Raw genomic sequence first — 21,372 nt, 5'->3', positions numbered from 1 at the left:
AATGAAGTATAGGGAGTGGATTTACATGGGAGAAGAAAAAAACAATTATCGCTTTGAGACATTGAGTGTTCATGGAGGCTTAGAGGCAGATCCGGTAACTGGAGCAAGATCATTGCCGATTTACCAAAGTAATGCTTTTGCGTTCAAAAGTACGGAGCATGCTGCTAATTTGTTCGGGTTAAAAGAACCTGGGTACATTTATTCAAGAATTCATAACCCGACAGTTACAACATTTGAGGAAAGAGTGGCCTTATTGGAAGGTGGAATTGGCGCTTTAGCGGTATCGAGCGGAATGGCTGCAATCACTTTAGCCATTTTAAATATTGCTGGTGCGGGGGATGAAATTGTAGCAGCTTCAACTTTATATGGGGGTACATATAATTTATTTGCCAATACACTTCCGAAATATGGGATAAAGGTCCGATTTGTTTCATCTGATGATCCTGAAAATTTCAGAGATGCGATTACTTCACGAACAAGAGCAGTCTTTGCAGAAATAATCGGCAATCCAAGTTTGCGTGTGTTTGATATTGAAGCGGTGGCTGACATTGCACATGAAGCAGGCGTTCCGCTCATTATCGATAACACGTTTGCTACGCCATATCTTTGCAGACCGATTGATTTTGGCGCTGATATTGTCGTTCATTCCGCAACAAAATGGCTGCTTGGAAATGGAACAACGTTGGGCGGGATCATTGTAGACGCAGGGAAATTCGATTATAACTCACCTAACTTCCCAGGCTTTACTGAACCAGATCCAAGCTATGACGGAATCGTTTATGCAGAAGCAGTTGGCCCAGCCGCCTTTATTACCAAAGCACGTGTGCAGCTACTCCGAGATCTTGGACCAGCATTAAGTCCGCAGAGTGCTTTCCAATTCGCAATTGGGCTGGAAACATTGCATGTGAGGATGAAGGAACATATTTTGAATACAAAGATTATCATCGACTATCTGCAAAATCATCCAGCTGTCTCATGGGTCTACTATCCTGGTAATGAAGATCATCCTGATAAGAGCTTGGCTGACAAATATTTGCCAAAAGGAGCAGGTTCCATTGTTACGTTTGGCATTAAAGGTGGCAGAGAAGCAGGTGCGAATCTCATTAACTCGATTCGCTTATGGTCCCATGTAGCCAATGTTGGAGATGCGAAGAGTTTAATCATCCATCCTGCGAGCACGACGCATCAGCAACTTTCAGTCAAAGAACTTGAAAAATCAGGTGTAGCCGAGGATTTGGTACGTTTATCGGTCGGAATTGAGAATGCCCAAGACTTAATCGATGATCTTGAACAAGCGATTGAAAAAGCTACAGGCATTCATTCACTTGCGGTAAAATAATTTTTCCCACACTTAAGCAGTAAGACCCCCATCTCGAGATTCTGAGCATGCTAAAAGAGGATAGGTGGGGGATCAACTGCCCGTAAAGGTCCGATTGGTGAGATAGAGTGAAACTTACCGATGCATGAGCAGAGGTAAAGTTTGGGCCCACAGGATGCGGCGTATTTAGTCTGAGTTCGTTGAGCCTTAGTTCGTACTGTCGATTGATTGAAGCTTGCTTGCGATCTTAACGACAGTAGAACGGGACTAACAATCAGTAGGGGATGAAGAAAACCGCCACTGATTGAAGTTTCACTTTATCTAAATCGATTGTTGCCAAGTTTTTTAACGATTTTTCAATAAATAGAAATATAATACATTGACACTCTATCTTTTTGCATGGTATTATTCCAACGAAAACGAAATGAACTTTAATTGATGATTTGTCAATTTCTTATACTTGTTTGCTCTTATCAAGAGAGGCGGAGGGATGTGCCCGATGAAGCCCGGCAACCGGCAAAGCTAATGCTTTGAAAAGGTGCCAATTCACGCAAAGCTGATTGCTTTGGGAGATGAGAGAAAGGTCTTTTTCACAATGCCTTTCTGCTCATGCGGAAAGGCATTTTTAATTTCCAATTATGTAAATAAACAATGCATGAATGGAGCAGTTCGTGAAATCTTATTTAGTAGAAGGTTTTTACAAACAACATGAGTAGGTTCATAGGGTTTATTGCAAAAAGAGGTGAGTTCAATGATAACATTGTCGAAAGTTAGTAAGGTATTCAGTACTAAATCCATGCAATCAAAGCCAATCAAAGCTGTTGATGAAGTGAATTTAACGATTAATAAAGGTGAAATATTTGGAATTATTGGGTATAGTGGTGCTGGAAAAAGCACCCTCATTCGAATGCTGAATGGTCTGGAAACCCCATCCACGGGTTCGGTCGTAGTAGCAGGAAATGCGATTTCTAGCATTAAAGGTCGTAACTTGCGAAAGGCACGTCAAGAGATCAGCATGATTTTTCAACATTTCAACTTATTGTGGTCTCGTACTGTACACGATAATATCGCGTTTCCACTTGAAATTTCAGGTGTAAAGAAAAATGAACGCCAAAAACGAGTCAATGAATTAATTAAGCTAGTCGGCTTAGAGGGCAGAGAACATGCTTACCCTTCACAATTGAGCGGCGGGCAGAAGCAAAGGGTTGGGATAGCACGTGCTTTAGCGAATAACCCGAAAGTACTCCTTTGTGATGAGGCGACATCTGCACTTGATCCGCAAACAACTGACTCGATTCTAGAACTTTTGGTCGATATTAATAAACGATTAGGGTTGACGATTGTACTTATTACTCATGAAATGCATGTCATCCAAAAAATCTGTCATCGGGTAGCCGTCATGGAAGGTGGCAGAATTGTTGAGCAAGGACCGGTTCTTGACGTATTTAGGAACCCTGCTGAACAAATAACAAAGCGGTTTGTTCAACAAGTAACGGAGCCTGAGGAAACGAAGGACACTGTGGAACATTTACTAGAGCACTATCCACAAGGCAAGGTTGTACAATTAACTTTTGTCGGCGAAAATACGGAAAGTCCACTAATTACAAAGCTTATTCGTAATTTTCAATTGGATGTTAATATCGTACAAGGGAAAATTTCGCAAACTCAACATGGATCGTATGGCACATTGTTTATTCATATGGATGGTAGTGATGAAGAAATCACCCACGCGATTGAATTCATCAAAGAACAGCAGGTTGGCGTGGAGGTGATTTCGAATGCTTAATGAATGGTTACCGAATGTTATCTGGGAAAATATCTGGCTAGCTACGAAAGAAACACTATATATGACAGGTATAGCTCTACTTGCGACTTTTATATTAGGTATCTTACTAGGATTATTGTTATTTTTGACGTCTAAAGGACAGATATGGGAAAACAAATTTATTAACGTGATTATTTCTGCGGTGGTCAATATCTTCCGCTCAATCCCATTTATTATTCTGATAATCTTATTAATTCCGTTTACGATTATTGTGGTAGGTTCTATGCTAGGTGCAAAGGCGGCTCTCCCAGCATTAATTATCGGAGCTGCGCCTTTTTATGCGAGGATGGTCGAGATTGGCCTTAGAGAAGTGGATAAGGGTGTAATTGAAGCCGCAAGATCCATGGGGGCTAAAACGAGTACTATTATTTTTAAAGTACTACTACCAGAATCCATGCCTGCACTTGTGTCAGGTATTACGGTTACTGCGATTGCATTGATCGGTTATACAGCGATGGCGGGGGCAATTGGTGCAGGTGGACTAGGAGATCTTGCTTATAAAGAAGGATTCCAAAGAAGCAAAAATGATGTAACGATGTTAGCGACGATTCTTATTTTACTTATTGTGTTCGTCATCCAATTTATTGGAGATTATATAACTTCAAAATTAGACAAAAGATAAGATGGAGGGTAAGAGAATGAAAAAGAAAAAATGGTTTTCAACATTAGCAATTACTTCCGCGTTACTATTAGGTCTTACTGCATGTGGCTCTGCCAATAATGATAAAGAAAGCGGAAATGGTTCCACAGATTCAGCTGACAAATCAACTTCACTTGTAGTCGGTGCTTCAAATATTCCACACGCAGAGATTCTTGAACAAGCAAAACCAATTCTAAAAGAAAAAGGAATCGATCTTGAAATTAAAGTTTTCTCAGATTTTATTTTGCCAAATAAAGCCTTGGCTGGAAAAGAAATTGATGCCAATTACTTTCAACATATCCCGTACCTAGAAGAAGAGATTGCAGATAAAGGCTATGATTTCGTTAATGCTGCCGGCGTTCATATTGAGCCAATCGGAATTTACTCCAAAAAGTACAAAAGCTTAGACGAAATTCCTGAAGGCGGCTTAATCATCATGCGAGATGCTGTTTCAGATGAAGGAAGAATTCTATCTATATTCCAAGAACATGGTTTGATTAAGTTAAAAGAAGGTATAAGCAAGACAAAAGCAACCATTGATGATATTGTTGAAAACCCGAAGAAACTTGTATTCCAACCTAATATTGAAGCTGCATTACTTCCACAGGTCTTTAATAATGGTGAAGGGGATGCTGTAGTCATAAATGCAAACTATGCATTAGATGCAGGACTTGATCCAGTAAAAGATCCAATTGTTGTTGAATCATCGAAAGATAATCCTTACGTTAATATCCTTACCGTTCGTACTGGTGATGAGAAACGTGAAGACATTAAAGCATTAGTAGAAGTTCTACACTCAAAAGAAATTCAAGATTTCATTACTGAAACGTATAAAGGTGCAGTTTTACCTGCTGAATAAATAGTGTGAAGAAGGGTGTCCCAAACAAAAGGGTCAAGCCTCGACTACTATATACAGTTTAAAGTAAGTGGCTAAATCACTTATAAACTGTTGTTAGGGTAGGGGTGAGATCATTGGGACACCCTTCTTCTCTTTTGTGAATTTTGCAAATGAAACTTCGGATGATATACATATCACATAGCAATGGTCCGTAATAGTAAGGATATTAGTTGTATTCCTAAGCTGATCAAGTGTAATCGACTCTGTGCCGAGTATATGGATTTTGAAAAGTAAATTGCTAAGATGTTACACTAAAATCCAATAAAAAATGGAAGGATGATTCATTATCAACTCTCTAGAGTTAAACGTAACGAGCGAAATGGAAAAGGCGATGCAACAATCACATGGGGTAGGCTACAGTGAGTATAGCAGGCGATTGGATGTGCGACTCCAGGTCGAGGAACGAAGAGAGAGGGATTATGAAGAAGGCAACCGAATCGTGAATAATCTGCAGCGCCAGATTCATTCATAATTCCATTTGAATAGACAGGAAAAAGACCGGCCGAAGTTCATTTAATGGACTTCGGCCGGTCTTTTTTGATTGCTGTAGAAAACATTATTGCCAAGAAAATGATGAGGATGTCCCATAACGGAAGGGCAGACTCTTGGGGGTAGCCTTATCAACCACCTTTACATAGTCTTCATTATAATAACTTTATAAGAATCGAATTATTGTTTTTTTATGGGAAAAATAATGGGGTGCCTGTAGGAAATTTCTAGGAATGGGCTTTACTTGCATTGTGCATTGGAAAATACTATCCTTATAGTAGAAAAGCTTCTTAATTAGTTGCTTACAGTTTAAATTTGATATAAGATTATAATGAGAATAAAGTGAGAATCATTTTAACGGTCATAGAAAAGAAGGTATCTTACTTTCTAGCTATAAAATAGGATTTAGATCACGGAGGTATTACTATGTCAGGTTCAACATTAACGGTTAAAGATCTTCATGTTTCAATTGAAGGAAAAGAAATTTTAAAGGGTGTTAACCTTGAAGTTAAAGGTGGAGAAATCCATGCGATCATGGGACCTAATGGAACAGGTAAGTCTACACTTTCTTCAGCAATCATGGGCCACCCTAAATATGAAGTAACTAGTGGAAGTATTACATTTGACGGCAAAGATGTTCTTGAAATGGAAGTTGACGAACGTGCCCAAGCTGGTCTTTTCCTTGCTATGCAATATCCAAGTGAAATCAGCGGTGTAACAAACGCAGACTTCCTTCGTTCAGCAATTAACGCACGCCGCGAAGAAGGCGATGAAATTTCATTAATGAAATTCATTCGCAAAATGGATGAGAAAATGGATTTCCTTGAAATGGATCAAGATATGGCGCAACGTTACTTAAATGAAGGATTCTCAGGCGGAGAGAAAAAACGTAATGAAATTCTACAATTAATGATGATTGAACCAAAAATTGCAATCCTTGACGAAATTGACTCAGGGTTAGATATTGACGCTCTTAAAGTCGTATCAAAAGGGATCAATGATATGCGTGGCGAAGATTTCGGTTGCTTGATCATCACTCACTATCAACGTCTATTGAATTATATCACTCCTGATTTCGTTCACGTTATGATGCAAGGACGTGTTGTTAAATCAGGCGGTCCTGAGCTTGCACAACGCCTTGAAGCAGAAGGATACGAGTGGATTAAAGACGAATTAGGCATTGAAGACGAAACTGTTGGCCAAGAAGCGTAAGTAGGAGGATTTGCCATGACTACCGAAACAAAATTACCAGTTGAACAAGAGTATATCAGCTCTTATTCGCAACAAAACAACGAACCAGCTTGGCTGACAGAACTTCGAGTTCATGCATTTGCAGGACTGGAAAATCTGCCGATGCCAAGACCTGATAAAACAAAAATAGATAAATGGAATTTCACATCTTTCAAATCTCATACTGTTGAAAGTGAAGCATTCACTTCATTGAATGACCTTCCAGAAGCTGTGAAATCGCTTGTTGATTTAGAAGAAAGCAAAAACTTATATATCCAACGCAATAATACGCCTGCATTTTTTAGATTGTCTGAAGAGTTGAAGGCAGAAGGCGTTATTTTTACAGATATCTTCACAGCAGTACGCGAACATGGAGAACTTGTACAAAAGTACTTCATGAAAGACGGCGTAAATACTGATGAGCATCGCCTTGTGTCATTCCATGCTGCGTTAATGAACGGTGGAGCGTTTTTATATGTTCCGAAAAATGTTGAGATAAAAGAGCCGATTCAATCTATTTTCTTAGTAGATCATGCAGATGCTACGTTATTCAACCATGTATTAATTGTAGCGGATGACAATAGCTTAGTAACGTATGTTGAAAACTACATTTCTACGGTAGAATCAGCATCTGGAATTGCAAACATTGTGACAGAAGTCATTGCTAATGCGAATGCGAAAGTTACGTATGGAGCTGTTGATACTCTTTCTTCAGGGTTTACTACGTATGTGAACCGACGCGGTGTAGCAGGTCGTGATGCTCGAATTGAGTGGGCGCTTGGATTAATGAATGATGGCAATACTATTTCTGATAACACAACTTATTTAATGGGTGATGGTTCATTCGGAGATACGAAATCAGTTGTCGTTGGTCGTGGAGAACAAAAGCAGAACTTTACAACGCAAATTATTCATTATGGAAAACGTTCTGAAGGATATATTCTGAAGCACGGCGTAATGAAAGATGCTGCACAGACCATTTTCAATGGTATTGGGAAAATCGAACACGGAGCGACAAAAGCGAATGCAGAGCAGGAATCACGTGTGTTGATGCTCAGTGAAAAAGCTCGTGGAGATGCGAACCCAATTTTGCTTATTGAAGAAGATGATGTAACGGCAGGACATGCTGCATCAGTTGGTCGTGTAGATCCGCTACAATTATACTACTTAATGAGCAGAGGAATTCCAAAGACTGAAGCAGAACGCTTGGTCATCCATGGTTTCCTTGCACCCGTAGTAAATGTTCTTCCAATTGAAGGCGTTAAGAAGCAACTAGTTGAGGTAATTGAAAGGAAAGTTAGATAATGAATCCATACGAAATTCGTAAGCTTTTCCCAATTTTAGATCAAGAAGTTAATGATCAGCCTCTAGTTTATCTCGATAGTGCTGCAACTTCCCAAAAGCCAAGCGCAGTGATTCAATCCATTGAAGATTACTACCGCGGCTACAACTCCAATGTACACCGCGGAGTTCATACACTTGGAACAAAAGCTACGGATGCGTATGAAGGAGCCCGTGAAAAGGTTCGCAAATTCATTAATGCCTCACAGATGGAAGAAATTATTTTCACAAGAGGCACAACGACTTCTTTAAACATAGTAGCGAAAAGCTATGGTGGTGCCAATCTATCCGAAGGTGACGAGATTGTCATCTCTTATATGGAACACCATAGTAACATCATTCCATGGCAGCAGATTGCCAAACAGACTGGAGCTGTCCTGAAATATGTACCGCTTCAACCTGATGGAACAATCTCTTTAGCTGACGTAAAAGCAACGATAACAGATGCAACGAAGATTGTTTCGATTGTGCATGTTTCGAATGTATTGGGCGTGATTAACCCGATTAAAGAAATTGCTCAGATTGCTCATCAGCATGGAGCGATTATGGTGGTGGACGGTGCCCAAAGTACACCACATGTAAAAGTAGATGTTCAAGATTTAGATTGTGACTTTTTTGCTTTTTCTGGTCATAAAATGGTCGGACCGACTGGTATCGGCATATTATATGGTAAGAAAGAGCTTCTCGAAAAGATGGAACCGGTCGAATTCGGCGGTGAGATGATTGATTTTGTAGGTCTATATGAATCTACATGGAAAGAGCTTCCTTGGAAATTTGAAGGGGGTACCCCGATTATCGCTGGTGCCATTGGTCTAGGAGCGGCTATTGACTTTCTTACTGAAATTGGCTTAGAAAATATTGAAGCACATGAGCATCACTTGGCTGCCTATGCACTAGAAAAGATGGCAGAGATTGAAGGTATAACTATCTATGGTCCGCTTGATCCAATGAAGCGTGCTGGAGTAATAACCTTTAATGTTGCTGATGTTCATCCACATGATTTAGCAACTGTTCTCGATATGGACGGAATTGCCATTCGTGCAGGTCATCACTGTGCACAGCCACTGATGAAATGGCTCGATGTATCAGCAACGGCTCGTGCCAGTTTCTACCTGTATAACACCGAAGAAGATATTGATAAGCTTGTAAAAGGGCTTGTCAAAACAAAGGAGTATTTCAGTAATGTCCTTTAATAACTTAGATACACTTTATCGTCAAGTCATTATGGACCATTATAAAAAGCCACGTAATAAAGGCGTTTTGGAAGATGGAAACTTAACCATTGATATGAATAACCCGACATGCGGCGACCAAATCCGTTTGACTTTGAAAGTGGAAGATGGGAAAGTTGCCGATACGAAGTTTGAAGGTGAAGGATGTTCGATTTCAATGAGTTCAGCTTCGATGATGACTCAGGCGATAAAAGGGAAAGATATTGAAACAGCACTCAACCTTTCAAAAACATTTTCCGAAATGATTCAAGGGAAAGAATATGATGAGACTCTAGACCTTGGTGATATTGAAGCTCTTCAAGGAGTTTCGAAGTTTCCTGCTAGAATCAAGTGTGCAACATTAGCTTGGAAAGCGATGGAAAAGGGCTTGGAGGAATAAAGTGAAATGAATCGAGACCTTACAGATTTTGTATTTGCACTAGCCTTTTCTAGATCATTATTTGTTTGAAGAAGGAAATTGCAGTCTGTTAAAATAAACACAGTGAGTAAGAAGCTGTCTCAAACGTAGGGTCAGACTCTAATGAGACAGCCTCTGCCATTTTGAAATGGAGGAAAACGAGCTATGGCTAAGAAAATGCCTGATATCGGTGATTATAAATATGGCTTTGCGGATAGAGACGTATCGATTTTTCGGTCAAAACGTGGTTTGACAAAAGAAATCGTCGAAGAAATCTCTCGTATGAAAGAAGAACCGCAATGGATGCTTGATTTCCGATTAAAGTCATTGGAGATTTTTTACAGTATGCCGATGCCTCAATGGGGCGGCGACTTAAACAGCTTGAATTTCGATGAAATTACGTATTACGTAAAACCGTCTGAGAAATCTGAGAAATCTTGGGATGAAGTTCCTGAGGAAATTAAACAAACGTTTGATAAGTTAGGAATTCCTGAAGCAGAGCAAAAGTATTTAGCTGGGGTTTCGGCTCAATATGAATCAGAGGTTGTTTACCATAACATGAAGAAAGATCTTGAAGACATGGGCATTGTTTTTAAAGATACAGATTCAGCACTTAAAGAAAATGAAGATATTTTCCGCGAGTATTTTGGAAAAACAATTCCGCCATCTGATAATAAATTTTCTGCTCTAAACTCAGCAGTTTGGTCTGGTGGATCATTCATTTATGTACCTAAAGGCATCAAAGTAGATACACCACTACAAGCTTATTTCCGAATCAATTCAGAAAACATGGGACAATTCGAACGTACGCTAATCATCGTTGACGAAGGCGCAAGCGTTCACTATGTTGAAGGTTGTACAGCACCAGTTTACACAACAAACTCTCTTCATAGTGCGGTTGTTGAAATCATCATCAAGAAAGATGCTTACTGTCGTTATACAACAATTCAAAACTGGGCGAACAACGTATTCAACCTAGTTACGAAGCGAGCAGTATGTGATGCGAATGCGACGATGGAATGGATTGATGGCAACATTGGTTCTAAATTAACGATGAAATACCCTGCTGTTATTCTTAAAGGAGAAGGCGCACGAGGTATGACATTATCGATTGCAATCGCAGGTAAAGGACAGCACCAAGATGCAGGAGCGAAAATGTTACACTTGGCACCGAATACATCTTCTACTATTGTATCCAAATCAATTTCGAAGCAAGGCGGAAAAGTAACGTACCGCGGTATTGTTCACTTTGGACGTAAAGCGGAAGGTGCTCGTTCAAACATCGAGTGTGATACGTTAATTATGGATAATAGTTCAACTTCTGATACGATTCCATACAATGAAATTTTAAATGACAATATTTCTTTAGAGCATGAAGCGAAGGTTTCTAAAGTATCAGAAGAGCAATTATTCTATCTGATGAGCCGTGGAATCTCTGAGCAAGAAGCTACAGAAATGATCGTTATGGGCTTCATTGAACCGTTCACAAAAGAACTGCCAATGGAATACGCCGTAGAAATGAACCGCTTGATTAAGTTTGAAATGGAAGGTTCAATCGGATAACACACCCTAAACACCACTAAACCTGCCGAGTCATTCGGCAGGTTTTTCTTTCGGGAAATAAAGTGAAACTTCAATTAGTGGGGGGGGTTATCCCCCACCTATGCTTTTTCAATTCCTCTAATCTTTGAGGTGGAGGCTTACTGCCCGTTAATGCGGGATAAACTGGGAAATGGGGTCTGGCCCCTAAAAGGAGGGGTTCGATGATTTATATTGGTGTGACTGGTTGGGGGGATCATGATCGTTTGTATGGCGATGGAGTTTCAAAGCGTGATCGGCTCCGGGAATATGGGGCGCATTTTCCGACGGTTGAGGTCGATTCGTCGTTTTATGCGGTGCAGCCTAAGCGGAATAGTGATAAATGGGTCACTGAGACGCCTAATTCCTTTCAGTTTGTTGTAAAAGCTTATCAAGGGATGACAGGGCATTTGCGCGGGGAAAATAGCTATGAGACTAAAAAGCAAATGTTTGATGCGTTTCACGCTTCTCTTGAGTCTTATCAAAAAGCGAATAAACTCGGAATGGTCCTATTTCAGTTTCCGCCTTGGTTTGAATGTAAACGTGAAAATGTGAATTACTTACGCTGGTGCAAAGCGGAAATGGGTGAGGTTCCCGTTGCTCTAGAATTTCGCAATCAAAGTTGGTTTACGCCGGGGATGTCTGATAAGACACTCACGTTTTTGGAAGAAGAAGGATGGATTCATACAGTCTGTGATGAGCCTCAGGCAGGAACTGGTTCGGTACCACTTGTTCTCGCAACGACTAATCAAACAAAAGCACTTGTTCGTTTTCACGGTCGAAATGTCCATGGCTGGCAAAAGGCAAGCGGCGGACAAAATTGGCGTGAAGTCCGCTATTTATATCGCTATAATCAAGAAGAATTGCAACAATGGGTAAGTAGGCTCAGAAAACTTGAAGAAACGGCTAAAGATGTGTATGTTTTATTTAATAATAATTCAGGTGGAGACGCGGCAGATAACGCGAAACAAATGATTGACTTGCTCGGAATTGAGTATGGTGGATTAGCCCCTAAACAGCTGGATTTATTTTGAATGAAAAGTTTAAATTGCCCACATATAATGAATTTTAAAGTCATGCACGGTGTGAACATATTCAAGTTCTTTCTTACTTTCCTAAGAAAATAGAGCATATCTTTAGAGAAAGCAAGCAATAGACAACGGTGGGTTTTAAATTGTTCGAAGGGATATTTAGATACATAGGGGGAAAAAAATTGTCAGAGATCATCCATTTATATCATACAAATGATGTCCATAGCCATTTTGAAAATTGGCCTCGTATCGCTCACTTTTTACAAAAAAGAAAAAATATTCACAAAGAGACTGGCGAAGACACGCTCCTACTGGACATTGGCGACCATGTTGATCGATGGCATCCCTATACAGAAGGGACACTTGGTAAAGGCAATGTACGTTTGCTGAATGACTCAGGCTATCACTATGTGACGATTGGGAATAACGAAGGCATTACGCTTCCACATGAAGCGTTATCCACTCTTTATGATCAAGCATCATTTAAAGTTCTAGTAGCCAATTTATATAATGAAAAGGGAATTCGTCCAGATTGGGCGCATCCATATTTCATCCATACTACCAATCATGGGACAAAAATCGCTTTAATTGGAATCACTGCCTATTTTCAAAAATTTTACGAAACTTTAGGCTGGTATCTTAATGAGCCCTTTGATGAATTAAAAAAACAGCTTCAAGCAATTCAGAATCAAGCGGATTTGGTTGTCGTCCTTTCCCATTTAGGCATTCATGACGATGAAAGAATGGCAGCAGAATTTCCTGAAGTGGATGTGATTCTTGGTGCCCATACCCATCATGTTCTTCACCACGGAAGAATATTAGGGAACTCGCTTCTATGCGGGGCTGGGAAGTACGGGCAATTTGTCGGTCATGTTGAGATCAAGTTGGATGCAAATAAAAAAATAATGAATAAAGCAGCGCGATTATATGATACAAATGAGTTGGAAGAAGCACCGAACGAGGAGCAATGGGTTTTGAACTTACATGATGCCGGCGGGTTGAAGCTTGAAGAAGTGGTAACAACACTATTAGAACCCATTGAAAATGACTGGTTCAAACCATCGCCTCTACCAAAGCTACTTTGTGAATCATTAAAAGACTGGACAAGAGCAGACTGCGCTTTTCTCAATGCTGGACTTCTTCTGGAAGCATTGCCGAAAGGGCCTGTGACAAAAGGGGATATTCATCGGGTTTGCCCACATCCTATTAATCCTTGTGTGATTCAATTAAATGGCGCAGAATTGAAAGAAATACTTTTACAATCCAAAGATGAAGAATGGCCACATATTCAGCTAAAAGGATTAGGCTTTAGAGGGACAATAATGGGCATGATGGTGTATGAAGGAATTGATTTTGTGAGGAATGATGAAGGGCTTATAAAAAAGGTCATGATCAATGGAAATGAATTACAAACTGATCAAACGTATAAACTCGCGATTCCTGATATGTTTACGTTTGGTCACTTTTTTCCGCAAATACAGCGGACAGAAGCAAAAGAATATTTCATGCCAGAATTTCTGAGAGATCTTCTAGGTTGGAAATTAGTAAAGAATAATCTTGGATAATAACACATAATGGCTCTTTTATTCATACAGTATGATGAATGAAAGGGGGCGATTACATTGATGAATGTAACTCCTATTACCATAGCGGGTAAGACATTTATCGGCATTTCTGTAGCCTTGCCGAAAACAGACTTACTGGCTGTTGCTTCAGAAACAGGATATATCATGTGTGGTGCGCTAGATGTAGCCCTGCTTAATGAAAAACTGAGTGCCCGTAAAATTATTGCTGGCCGAGCGACAGGTGTACGTACAATTGAACAGCTGCTTACGGCACCATTAGAATCGGTAACGCTAGAGGCAGAAAGATTAGGAATTTCCATTGGCATGAAGGGTAGCGATGCTTTACTGCTCATGCATGGGTGATATATATATATAGTAGTGTGAAAGAGGGCGACTAAAAAGGGCCTAACTCCTACAAAATGATCTGTATTAGGATGGATACATATTTTTCTAATACTAGATCTTGCAGTACGGAGTCTAACCCTTGTTTTTAGTCGACCTTTTCTATTTGTAAAAGATAAACAAAAATTTAGAAGGTTACTTTAAAAAACTGGATGTATGACCGATAAAAAACAATATGGATTATAAAGTGAAACTTCAATCAATGGGGTTTTACTGCCCCGTAAAAGCCCGATTGGTGAGATACAGAGAAACTTACCTTTGTGGTTTTCAAAGGTATACCGCAGGAAGTGGGCCACACAGACGTTGCCGCAGGACGCGGCGTACTTAGTCTGTGAGTCATTGTATCGGGTTCGTACTGTCGATTGATCGAAGCAAAAGCAAAGATTTTAGCGACAGTAGAACGGGACTAACAATCAGTGGGGGATGAAGAACCCCCCACTGACTGAAGTTTCACTTTATCAGGTATACTAATTTTACCTTAGAAAGCATCCACAATTCCGGCTCCGCACCGCCACTATTGAGATTAGGTGAGTGTAGTGTGCTTCATGATATATCCTTCATAGTAAATGGTGGTGTTTGAACGCCATATTAGTTTTGGATGAAAATTTCAATGTTTCAGTTATAGAGAGGATATAGAATATGTTATGAGGTTACTAAAAACGCAAGCATTAAAGCCAGGTATGCGGCTAGGTAAAAGTATTTTTAATGACCGGGGAACGATTCTGCTTGGCGAAGGCTGTGAAATATCCGACAAAATCAAACAAAGATTACTCTCGTTGGATGTTTCTTTCGTTTATGTTCAAGATGAGCGGACCAAGGATATTAAAGCGGAATCTACCATCTCCAACGAATTGAGGAGAAGTACTGTTAAGACCATTGAGAATACTTTTCTTGATGTTAGGTCGATGAATATACATGAACGTTCGTTTGTCATTGAAGGAGCAACACAACGATTTAGTCAATTACTCGAAGACATTATTACCGAAATCAAAAGTAGCAAGCGACTTTTGACATTGCTTGCTGATGTATATATTCACGATGATTATATCTTTACCCACTCCATGAATGTGACATTGTATACTTTAGCGATTGCTAAGGAGATGAAAATGAAGCCTAAGCAAATGGCAATGCTCGGTCTGGGGGCAATTCTTCATGATGTTGGAAAAATGCTGGTATCGCCAGACATATTAAAAAAACCAGCTGCATTATCGAAAGAAGAATACTCCATAATCAAACAACATTCGGAATTTGGGTTTCAATTGCTTAGAAAAAGTCATTCAGTCCCACTTTTAGTTGCTCATTGCGCATATCAGCATCATGAGCGGTTGGATGGTTCAGGATACCCTCGTGGATTATGTGCAGACAATATCCATTATTTTGCTAAGATTATTGCTGTTGCAGATGTATTTGATGCAATCACATCCAATCGAATATATCGACAAGCGATGCTCCCGCATGAAGCCCTAGAAGTTTTGTATGCAGGCTCTGGCACTCAATTTGAAACAAAGATTATCGAAGCATTTCGGCGTTCCGTTACGATTTATCCAGATGGCTTAACCGTACAATTGAACGATGGGCGAAAGGGAGTCGTCTCATCGCAAAATGTCGGATTAAGTGATCGACCCATTCTCCTAATCATTGAAGAAAATGGAATAGAACTTGAACATACATACACCTGTAATCTAAAAGACCATAATCATTTGTTGATCACGAGCTGTTTAGTAGATGAATGATGGGAAGTGTGGGACAAGTACTTAGTAAGAAATAGAGTGGTGGGCGGCTTTATCCCGCATTAATGAGCAGTAAGTCCCTGACCTTAAGGATTAGAGGAATCAAAGAAGTGTAGGTCGGGTCCACTGATTGAAGTTTCACTTTATCAGACGTTTTCCGCTTTTGTTCTTGTTTAGCCTAGTGTTTGATACTTGAATTTGTCTGTCAACATCCAGCGCAAGCAGCCCCCTTTTATTCATAAGATGAACAATCTGATGGGGAGTAACCTATTTTTCTATTTAGATTGCTCATCTTTTGCTTGTGGAAGTTCCTTGATTTGTGCTTGCAATTCTGTGTTTTTACTTTGAAAGTTCTTTGCGTTCCCATACACGTAGATGTGGTGTTGGGTCAAAGCTCCATTCGATTTTTCCGTTATCTTTGTACATCCCGAAATGAAGATGGGGAGGGAACTTTCCGGAAGTTCCTGGAGGACCGTAGCCTGTGCTACCTACCCCACCAATCACTTGCCCGGGTTCAACGATATCTCCAACCTTGATTCCATCTTTAAAGCCATTTAGATGAGCGAAGTAATGATACGTATTATTAATATCACGAATACCAATTCGCCATCCTCCGTATTTATTCCAGCCTTTCATTTCAACAATCCCGAAGCACGTAGCGCGTACCGGTAAACTATAGTTGGCAAAGATATCTGTCCCTTCATGGGTTCTTCGCCCACCCCACCCGCGCGCAACTCCCCATGTACTGCGATAGGTGTAATTTGTCTTTACTGGGACAGGAAATGCTTTTTCTTGTAAATCAATTCGATTAAATTTCTTAAATAACTTTGCATTGCCCATTATGATCCCGACAGATTTATCTCTTTTATAAAAGTTCCACAATCCAATTCGAATGTTATCTTCATCTGTTCCGTACGCCAATAGATGATTAGCGAATGTAAATAATAGGTCTTCATCATTCGTGAGATCGGCAACATTATCCCCATTTCCGTCTTTTCCTATCCCATTGAATACTGAGATGGAAAATGGGTTCGTGTCAGCTTGATTTGGATTTAAGGCACCACTCCATTGGGCCGGATTTATTTGAATGGAGATGTTCCCCTTTACAGATTTTGCATCGTTTCTTGCCAGCCGGATGCTACGTTCATATTGATCGGCAGCAGCAAGATAATACCATGGGAGTTGGACAGCAGTCTCCATATTTTTAAATAACTCTAACCGCTTTTCCAACACTTCCTTTTCTGAAGCTGCTGTCGATGAAGCAGCAGAGTGGCCTCCAGGAAAACTGAGCATGGAAAGCAACAGAAATGATAGCAAGATTTTATGCTTCACTTTCTAATTCTCCCTTCTGATGATAATGAATATCGTTAGTTTGCTGAAATATTAGAGAATTAATTTAATTAATTTTTCCCAGTTGAGTGATTTAGTTGTATCCGTTTGCTTTATTGTGATATCGTGACAATTGTAGGGAATGTATCCCAATTTATCTAATAAAGAAATGGAGTGAACCTCTTCATGACTACAAAAGAAGAATATCTTCGTAAACCAGATTGGTTGAAAATCAAACTGAACACGAATGAAAATTACACTGGCTTAAAAAAAATGATGAGAGAGCAGAACCTAAATACAGTGTGTGAAGAAGCAAAATGTCCCAATATCCATGAATGTTGGGCTGTTCGTCGGACTGCGACTTTCATGATTCTTGGCGCGATCTGTACAAGAGCATGCCGCTTCTGTGCTGTTAAAACAGGTCTTCCAACTGAATTGGATTTGGCAGAACCGGAACGTGTTGCAGATTCAGTGGTAACGATGAACCTAAAGCATGTTGTTATTACGGCTGTTGCTCGCGACGATTTGAAGGATGGGGGCTCCGTTGTATTTGCTGAAACAGTGCGTGCCATTCGTAGAAAAAACCCATTTACTACGATTGAAGTATTGCCTTCAGATATGGGGGGATTGTATGAGAACTTAAAAACCCTTATGGATGCGAAGCCGGATATTCTAAATCATAATATTGAGACAGTTCGTCGCTTATCGGATCGAGTTCGTGCTCGTGCTAAATATAACCGTTCATTGGAATTATTACAGAGAGCGAAGGAAATGTATCCGGAAATTCCAACGAAATCGAGCCTTATGATTGGTCTAGGCGAAACAAAAGAAGAGATCATTGAAACGATGGATGATTTACGTGCACATGATGTTAATATTATGACAATCGGTCAATATCTACAGCCATCGAAAAAACATTTAAAGGTAGAAAAGTATTATAGCCCTGAAGAATTTAACGAATTGAAACAAATTGCTCTTACGAAAGGTTTCAGTCATTGTGAAGCGGGACCATTAGTTCGTTCTTCCTATCATGCAGATGAGCAAGTAAATGCTGCTGCAAAACATGTGCAAGCAAAAGGCGAGAAAATTCTTGAAGCGAAATAATTCGCCGTCCCATAACGAAAGGGTCAGACTCTACAGATACTATATACCGTACTAAACGGTGTAAAGAGGTAAGGTCAGACCCTTTTGGGACGGCCTTTTTTGAATTTAGATGAAGATGTTATCGATTTGTATTCATACGTTCATCTTTTTGATGGATCATTTCCCCATTTTCATTTTCTCCTTTACTATAGTCTTTTCCTTGTGGTGATTTCCGCATATCTTGTATCGTTTTATCAATGGTATAGTCGATATGTTTATCATTGGAACCTAAAGTAGCGAAGTTTTCAATATCTTGAGCAAGTTTCCAATCATCACTTACATATGCGTGATAATAGCGAGGAACAACTGACATAGCCGTTCGCTTCACTTGATCAGCGGTTTCTGATCGGTCTGATGAATGGGTTTCATATACGACAAGAACATCCTCATCTGTAACAAGCGTAGCTGCACGCTTCACATTTGGAAGTGATGCTGCAAGCGAAGTAATGACACTAGCCAATTGTTCCCGATCAATGGCCATCTTTTCATTCGCAACGTTTGCAATATTTTTTCCGTTAATCGTTGTACTGTCCATTCGAGTAAAGCCAAAATCAGATCCTTGATAGGTGCTGTTGTTATAATCTTCATCATAGAATTTGGTTGGTGCGTTGATTTTTACCGGATTTGAGATGTTATCGGTTACTTCGCTCCCTTGTTGTTTGGAAGCTTGACATCCTGCAAATAACGTAACAGAACATAAGCTTAACGCTAGAACTGCTTTTTTCAATAAAAACACCCCCTAAGAAATAGGATGGGCAAATTCCTCTAAATTTCGCTTAGTAATTGATGGCTAATCAGGTATAATTTAAGAAGGAACTGAACTAAAAAGAGGTGATATGGATGATAAGCATCAATAATTTAGCCTATGATATTGTAGAAGAACGAAGAGATGGCTACAATGAAGAAGCGTTTAAAGCGCGATATAGTGAGATACTGACTAAATATGATTATATTGTAGGCGATTGGGGATATGGACAATTACGTCTGCGCGGTTTCTTTGAAGACGATAATCAAAAAGCCACCTTTGATACAAAGATTAGTACACTAACCGAATACCTGTATGAATACTGTAATTTTGGCTGTCCATATTTTGTTTTGAAGAAAATAAAGTGAAATAAGAACTAGAGTAAGGTCAAAATGGAAAGAGGTTGTTCCAAAAGGGTCTGACCTCACACTCTTTACACCGTTTATTGTCATTTACACGTCATATAAACGATATATAGGAGATGTGAGGTCTGACCCTTTCGTTAGGGAGCAGCCTTTTTTTCTCTAATCAGGGGTTGTAGAATACGGAGGTTGTTCGTGTTTGTTAGGATCGTCATGAGGCGGGTGGGCACCGTCTATTTGACGGGGCAGGCCTTCATGAAGCGATTTGTTTTCGTAATTGAAGGCACTTGTATAGCGCTGTCCTTCTTCCCATGGTGAGTTTTTGTTTTCAACAGGTGTCATCTCGCCACGGGGTGCACCATAAGGCCCTTCAGGTAATTCTTCAGGAAGTAAATCATTCTTTTGTTTTTCCACATTTGCGATCTCATGGAAACGCTTTTTATCGTTCATATCCAACATCCTTTCTACTTCACTGTGAACCTTAGGATGTCCTTTTCATTTGAAAACATGATGTAGTGTAATAACTATTTAATAGGTACTTTTTTCAAACATAGATCATCATACAACAATTGTGTGAACTATGATAAAATTATAGTAGTATCATCTTGCATCATGTTGAAATCTAACTAGAATAAAGTTGTTTGGTTAAGATACTTACAGATATTAGTGTGGAGTTTTTCAAAAGGTGTTTATAATCTCGCATAAGTCGATAAAAAGCACATCATACATAGAAAATTATGTTTACGCCAAGAATAGCGAAGAGGACATGGTGGCCTTTTCAGTTAGAAAGGATTGAATATCTTTGTATTTTGTAGACAGAGAGCAAATTGAAAAACATTTAGTTTATTTGGAACAACGGCTTCGCATTTTCAGAGAACAATCAAATTGGGATAATGAACTTGCAGGCCTTGCTCTTTGCCGAATTGTTCAGACTTCTATTGATGCTATATTAGATACAGGAAATGCAATTATTGATGGCTTCATTATGCGTGATCCAGGAAGTTATGAAGACATCGTCGATATTTTATTAGATGAAAAAGTAATAGATGAAAAAACGGCTTATCAATTTAAACAAATTCTTCCGCTTAGAAAAATGCTCGTTCAGGATTATTTAGTAGCAGACACGAAAACGGTGGCCACCGTTTTTAACGAAAATATTCAAGCATTTATCGAATACCCTAAAGTCGTAAGAAACTATGTAATAAATGAATTAGGCCCGGTTTCAGCATTCAAGAATTAACAGAAATGAAGAACGAGAGGGATTATATGAAAAAAGAATATAAAGGCTATCTGATTGATTTAGATGGCACCATCTATCGAGGTACTGAAGAGATTAAAGAAGCAGCCGGTTTTATTGAAGGCTTAAAAAACCGAAATATACCTTATTTGTTCGTGACAAATAACTCATCTAGAACGCCAGCGCAGGTGGCTCAAGTGCTTTGTGATTTCGGGATTGAAACAAAAGCGGATCAAGTATTCACAAGTGCGATGGCGACTGCGACCTTTATTGCAGAACGTCAAACAGAGGCCTCTGTCTATGTTATTGGCGAAGAGGGGCTTTTGCGGGCAATTCAAGAAAAAGGCTTCACTCATGCTGATGAAAACCCTGATTTTGTCGTGATGGGTATTGATCGAAATATCAATTATGAAAAACTCGTAAAAGCAAGTCTAGCGGTACGGAATGGCGCCACCTTTGTTGCAACAAATGGTGATGCAGCACTTGTAACTGAACGAGGTCTTCTGCCGGGAAATGGCTCGATAGCTTCAGTTATATCAGTATCAACAGGGGTACAGCCTATTGTTATTGGCAAGCCGGAATCCATTATTGTTGAACAAGCATTAAAGGTTCTCGGTGTTGATAAGGAAGATACAATCATGGTTGGCGATAATTATGATACCGATATTCTTGCTGGCATTCATGCAGGGATTGATACATTGTTAGTACATACTGGCGTTACGACAAAAGAATTATTGAAAGATTATCAAGAACAACCGACACATGTTATTGATACATTGGATGACTGGAAATTTTAAAAAAGAAGAAGCTTGGGTATGTAATTCTACGTCCAAGCTTCTTTTATTTTATTTGTTCTTAGAACATACCTTGAAGAACACCA

The 21,372-nt window shown here is 39.6% G+C and carries 21 protein-coding genes and 1 riboswitch; of the genes, 18 read left to right on the top strand and 3 right to left on the bottom strand.

Annotated elements, in window-relative coordinates:
• The first annotated feature begins 25 nt into the window (after nt 1-25).
• From AC1MGI_RS02610 to AC1MGI_RS02545, 14 genes are all read left to right on the top strand, one after another.
• Nucleotides 26-1,339: an O-acetylhomoserine aminocarboxypropyltransferase/cysteine synthase family protein gene (locus AC1MGI_RS02610; RefSeq protein ID WP_480348296.1), complete on the top strand. Its 1,314-nt coding sequence runs from the start codon at nt 26-28 to the stop codon at nt 1,337-1,339.
• A 446-nt stretch (nt 1,340-1,785) separates the two neighbouring features.
• Nucleotides 1,786-1,897: riboswitch (SAM riboswitch) on the top strand.
• A 172-nt stretch (nt 1,898-2,069) separates the two neighbouring features.
• Nucleotides 2,070-3,104 (top strand): methionine ABC transporter ATP-binding protein, encoded by a 1,035-nt coding sequence (locus AC1MGI_RS02605; protein ID WP_480348294.1) that lies wholly within the window; start codon nt 2,070-2,072, stop codon nt 3,102-3,104.
• Nucleotides 3,097-3,765, top strand: a complete 669-nt coding sequence (locus AC1MGI_RS02600; protein ID WP_480348292.1) for a methionine ABC transporter permease — start codon at nt 3,097-3,099, stop codon at nt 3,763-3,765. Before AC1MGI_RS02605 ends, AC1MGI_RS02600 begins: the two co-directional genes overlap by 8 nt.
• A 16-nt stretch (nt 3,766-3,781) precedes the next feature.
• A complete protein-coding gene (locus AC1MGI_RS02595) occupies nt 3,782-4,642 on the top strand; it encodes a MetQ/NlpA family ABC transporter substrate-binding protein (RefSeq protein ID WP_480348290.1) in 861 nt (286 codons plus the stop codon).
• A 358-nt stretch (nt 4,643-5,000) separates the two neighbouring features.
• Nucleotides 5,001-5,153 (top strand): YuzK family famiily protein, encoded by a 153-nt coding sequence (locus AC1MGI_RS02590; protein WP_480348288.1) that lies wholly within the window; start codon nt 5,001-5,003, stop codon nt 5,151-5,153.
• A gap of 443 nt (nt 5,154-5,596) precedes the next feature.
• Entirely contained in the window at nt 5,597-6,382 is a 786-nt protein-coding gene (gene sufC / locus AC1MGI_RS02585) for a Fe-S cluster assembly ATPase SufC (protein ID WP_480348286.1), read from the top strand.
• 15 nt (nt 6,383-6,397) lie between these two features.
• Nucleotides 6,398-7,705: a Fe-S cluster assembly protein SufD gene (sufD, locus tag AC1MGI_RS02580; RefSeq protein ID WP_480348284.1), complete on the top strand. Its 1,308-nt coding sequence runs from the start codon at nt 6,398-6,400 to the stop codon at nt 7,703-7,705.
• Nucleotides 7,705-8,934: a cysteine desulfurase gene (locus tag AC1MGI_RS02575; RefSeq protein WP_480348282.1), complete on the top strand. Its 1,230-nt coding sequence runs from the start codon at nt 7,705-7,707 to the stop codon at nt 8,932-8,934. The genes sufD and AC1MGI_RS02575 overlap by 1 nt, the downstream gene beginning before the upstream one ends.
• Nucleotides 8,924-9,352 (top strand): Fe-S cluster assembly sulfur transfer protein SufU, encoded by a 429-nt coding sequence (gene sufU / locus AC1MGI_RS02570; protein WP_480348280.1) that lies wholly within the window; start codon nt 8,924-8,926, stop codon nt 9,350-9,352. The genes AC1MGI_RS02575 and sufU overlap by 11 nt, the downstream gene beginning before the upstream one ends.
• Nucleotides 9,353-9,535: 183 nt before the next feature.
• Nucleotides 9,536-10,933, top strand: a complete 1,398-nt coding sequence (gene sufB, locus AC1MGI_RS02565) for a Fe-S cluster assembly protein SufB (RefSeq protein ID WP_480348278.1) — start codon at nt 9,536-9,538, stop codon at nt 10,931-10,933.
• Nucleotides 10,934-11,133: 200 nt separating this feature from the next.
• Nucleotides 11,134-11,982 carry a DUF72 domain-containing protein gene (locus AC1MGI_RS02560; RefSeq protein ID WP_480348276.1) on the top strand — a complete coding sequence of 283 codons (849 nt, stop codon included), beginning with the start codon at nt 11,134-11,136 and terminating at the stop codon, nt 11,980-11,982.
• A gap of 179 nt (nt 11,983-12,161) precedes the next feature.
• Nucleotides 12,162-13,544: a bifunctional metallophosphatase/5'-nucleotidase gene (locus AC1MGI_RS02555; protein WP_480348275.1), complete on the top strand. Its 1,383-nt coding sequence runs from the start codon at nt 12,162-12,164 to the stop codon at nt 13,542-13,544.
• A gap of 60 nt (nt 13,545-13,604) precedes the next feature.
• Nucleotides 13,605-13,907 (top strand): YunC family protein, encoded by a 303-nt coding sequence (locus AC1MGI_RS02550; protein ID WP_480349679.1) that lies wholly within the window; start codon nt 13,605-13,607, stop codon nt 13,905-13,907.
• A 683-nt stretch (nt 13,908-14,590) separates the two neighbouring features.
• Nucleotides 14,591-15,679, top strand: coding sequence for an HD-GYP domain-containing protein (locus AC1MGI_RS02545; protein WP_480348274.1), 1,089 nt, complete (start codon nt 14,591-14,593; stop codon nt 15,677-15,679).
• A gap of 336 nt (nt 15,680-16,015) precedes the next feature.
• On the opposite strand, the gene AC1MGI_RS02540 is transcribed toward AC1MGI_RS02545, so the two are convergent.
• Nucleotides 16,016-16,969 (bottom strand): M23 family metallopeptidase, encoded by a 954-nt coding sequence (locus AC1MGI_RS02540; protein ID WP_480349678.1) that lies wholly within the window; start codon nt 16,967-16,969, stop codon nt 16,016-16,018.
• A gap of 222 nt (nt 16,970-17,191) precedes the next feature.
• Here AC1MGI_RS02540 and lipA point away from each other — a divergent pair, with 222 nt between their 5' ends.
• The gene (lipA, locus tag AC1MGI_RS02535; RefSeq protein WP_480348273.1) at nt 17,192-18,109 is read left to right on the top strand and encodes a lipoyl synthase; all 918 of its coding nucleotides are present in this window, start codon (nt 17,192-17,194) and stop codon (nt 18,107-18,109) included.
• A 118-nt stretch (nt 18,110-18,227) separates the two neighbouring features.
• On the opposite strand, the gene AC1MGI_RS02530 is transcribed toward lipA, so the two are convergent.
• Entirely contained in the window at nt 18,228-18,875 is a 648-nt protein-coding gene (locus tag AC1MGI_RS02530; RefSeq protein ID WP_480348271.1) for a YhcN/YlaJ family sporulation lipoprotein, read from the bottom strand.
• A gap of 113 nt (nt 18,876-18,988) precedes the next feature.
• Between AC1MGI_RS02530 and AC1MGI_RS02525 the strand changes: the two genes are divergently transcribed.
• On the top strand, nt 18,989-19,261 hold the full coding sequence (locus AC1MGI_RS02525) for a YutD family protein (RefSeq protein WP_028393699.1): 273 nt from the start codon (nt 18,989-18,991) through the stop codon (nt 19,259-19,261).
• 156 nt (nt 19,262-19,417) lie between these two features.
• Here AC1MGI_RS02525 and AC1MGI_RS02520 read toward each other — a convergent pair whose 3' ends face one another.
• Nucleotides 19,418-19,705 (bottom strand): cytosolic protein, encoded by a 288-nt coding sequence (locus AC1MGI_RS02520; RefSeq protein ID WP_480348269.1) that lies wholly within the window; start codon nt 19,703-19,705, stop codon nt 19,418-19,420.
• Nucleotides 19,706-20,057: 352 nt separating this feature from the next.
• Here AC1MGI_RS02520 and AC1MGI_RS02515 point away from each other — a divergent pair, with 352 nt between their 5' ends.
• Together AC1MGI_RS02515 and AC1MGI_RS02510 are read left to right on the top strand one after the other, a co-directional pair.
• Entirely contained in the window at nt 20,058-20,495 is a 438-nt protein-coding gene (locus tag AC1MGI_RS02515) for a DUF86 domain-containing protein (protein ID WP_480348267.1), read from the top strand.
• Nucleotides 20,496-20,521: 26 nt separating this feature from the next.
• Nucleotides 20,522-21,289 (top strand): TIGR01457 family HAD-type hydrolase, encoded by a 768-nt coding sequence (locus AC1MGI_RS02510; RefSeq protein ID WP_480348266.1) that lies wholly within the window; start codon nt 20,522-20,524, stop codon nt 21,287-21,289.
• Nucleotides 21,290-21,372 lie beyond the last annotated feature (83 nt).

The organism is Peribacillus sp. BM1, assembly GCF_056679975.1.
This window is presented reverse-complemented; position numbering and strand designations above follow the sequence as displayed.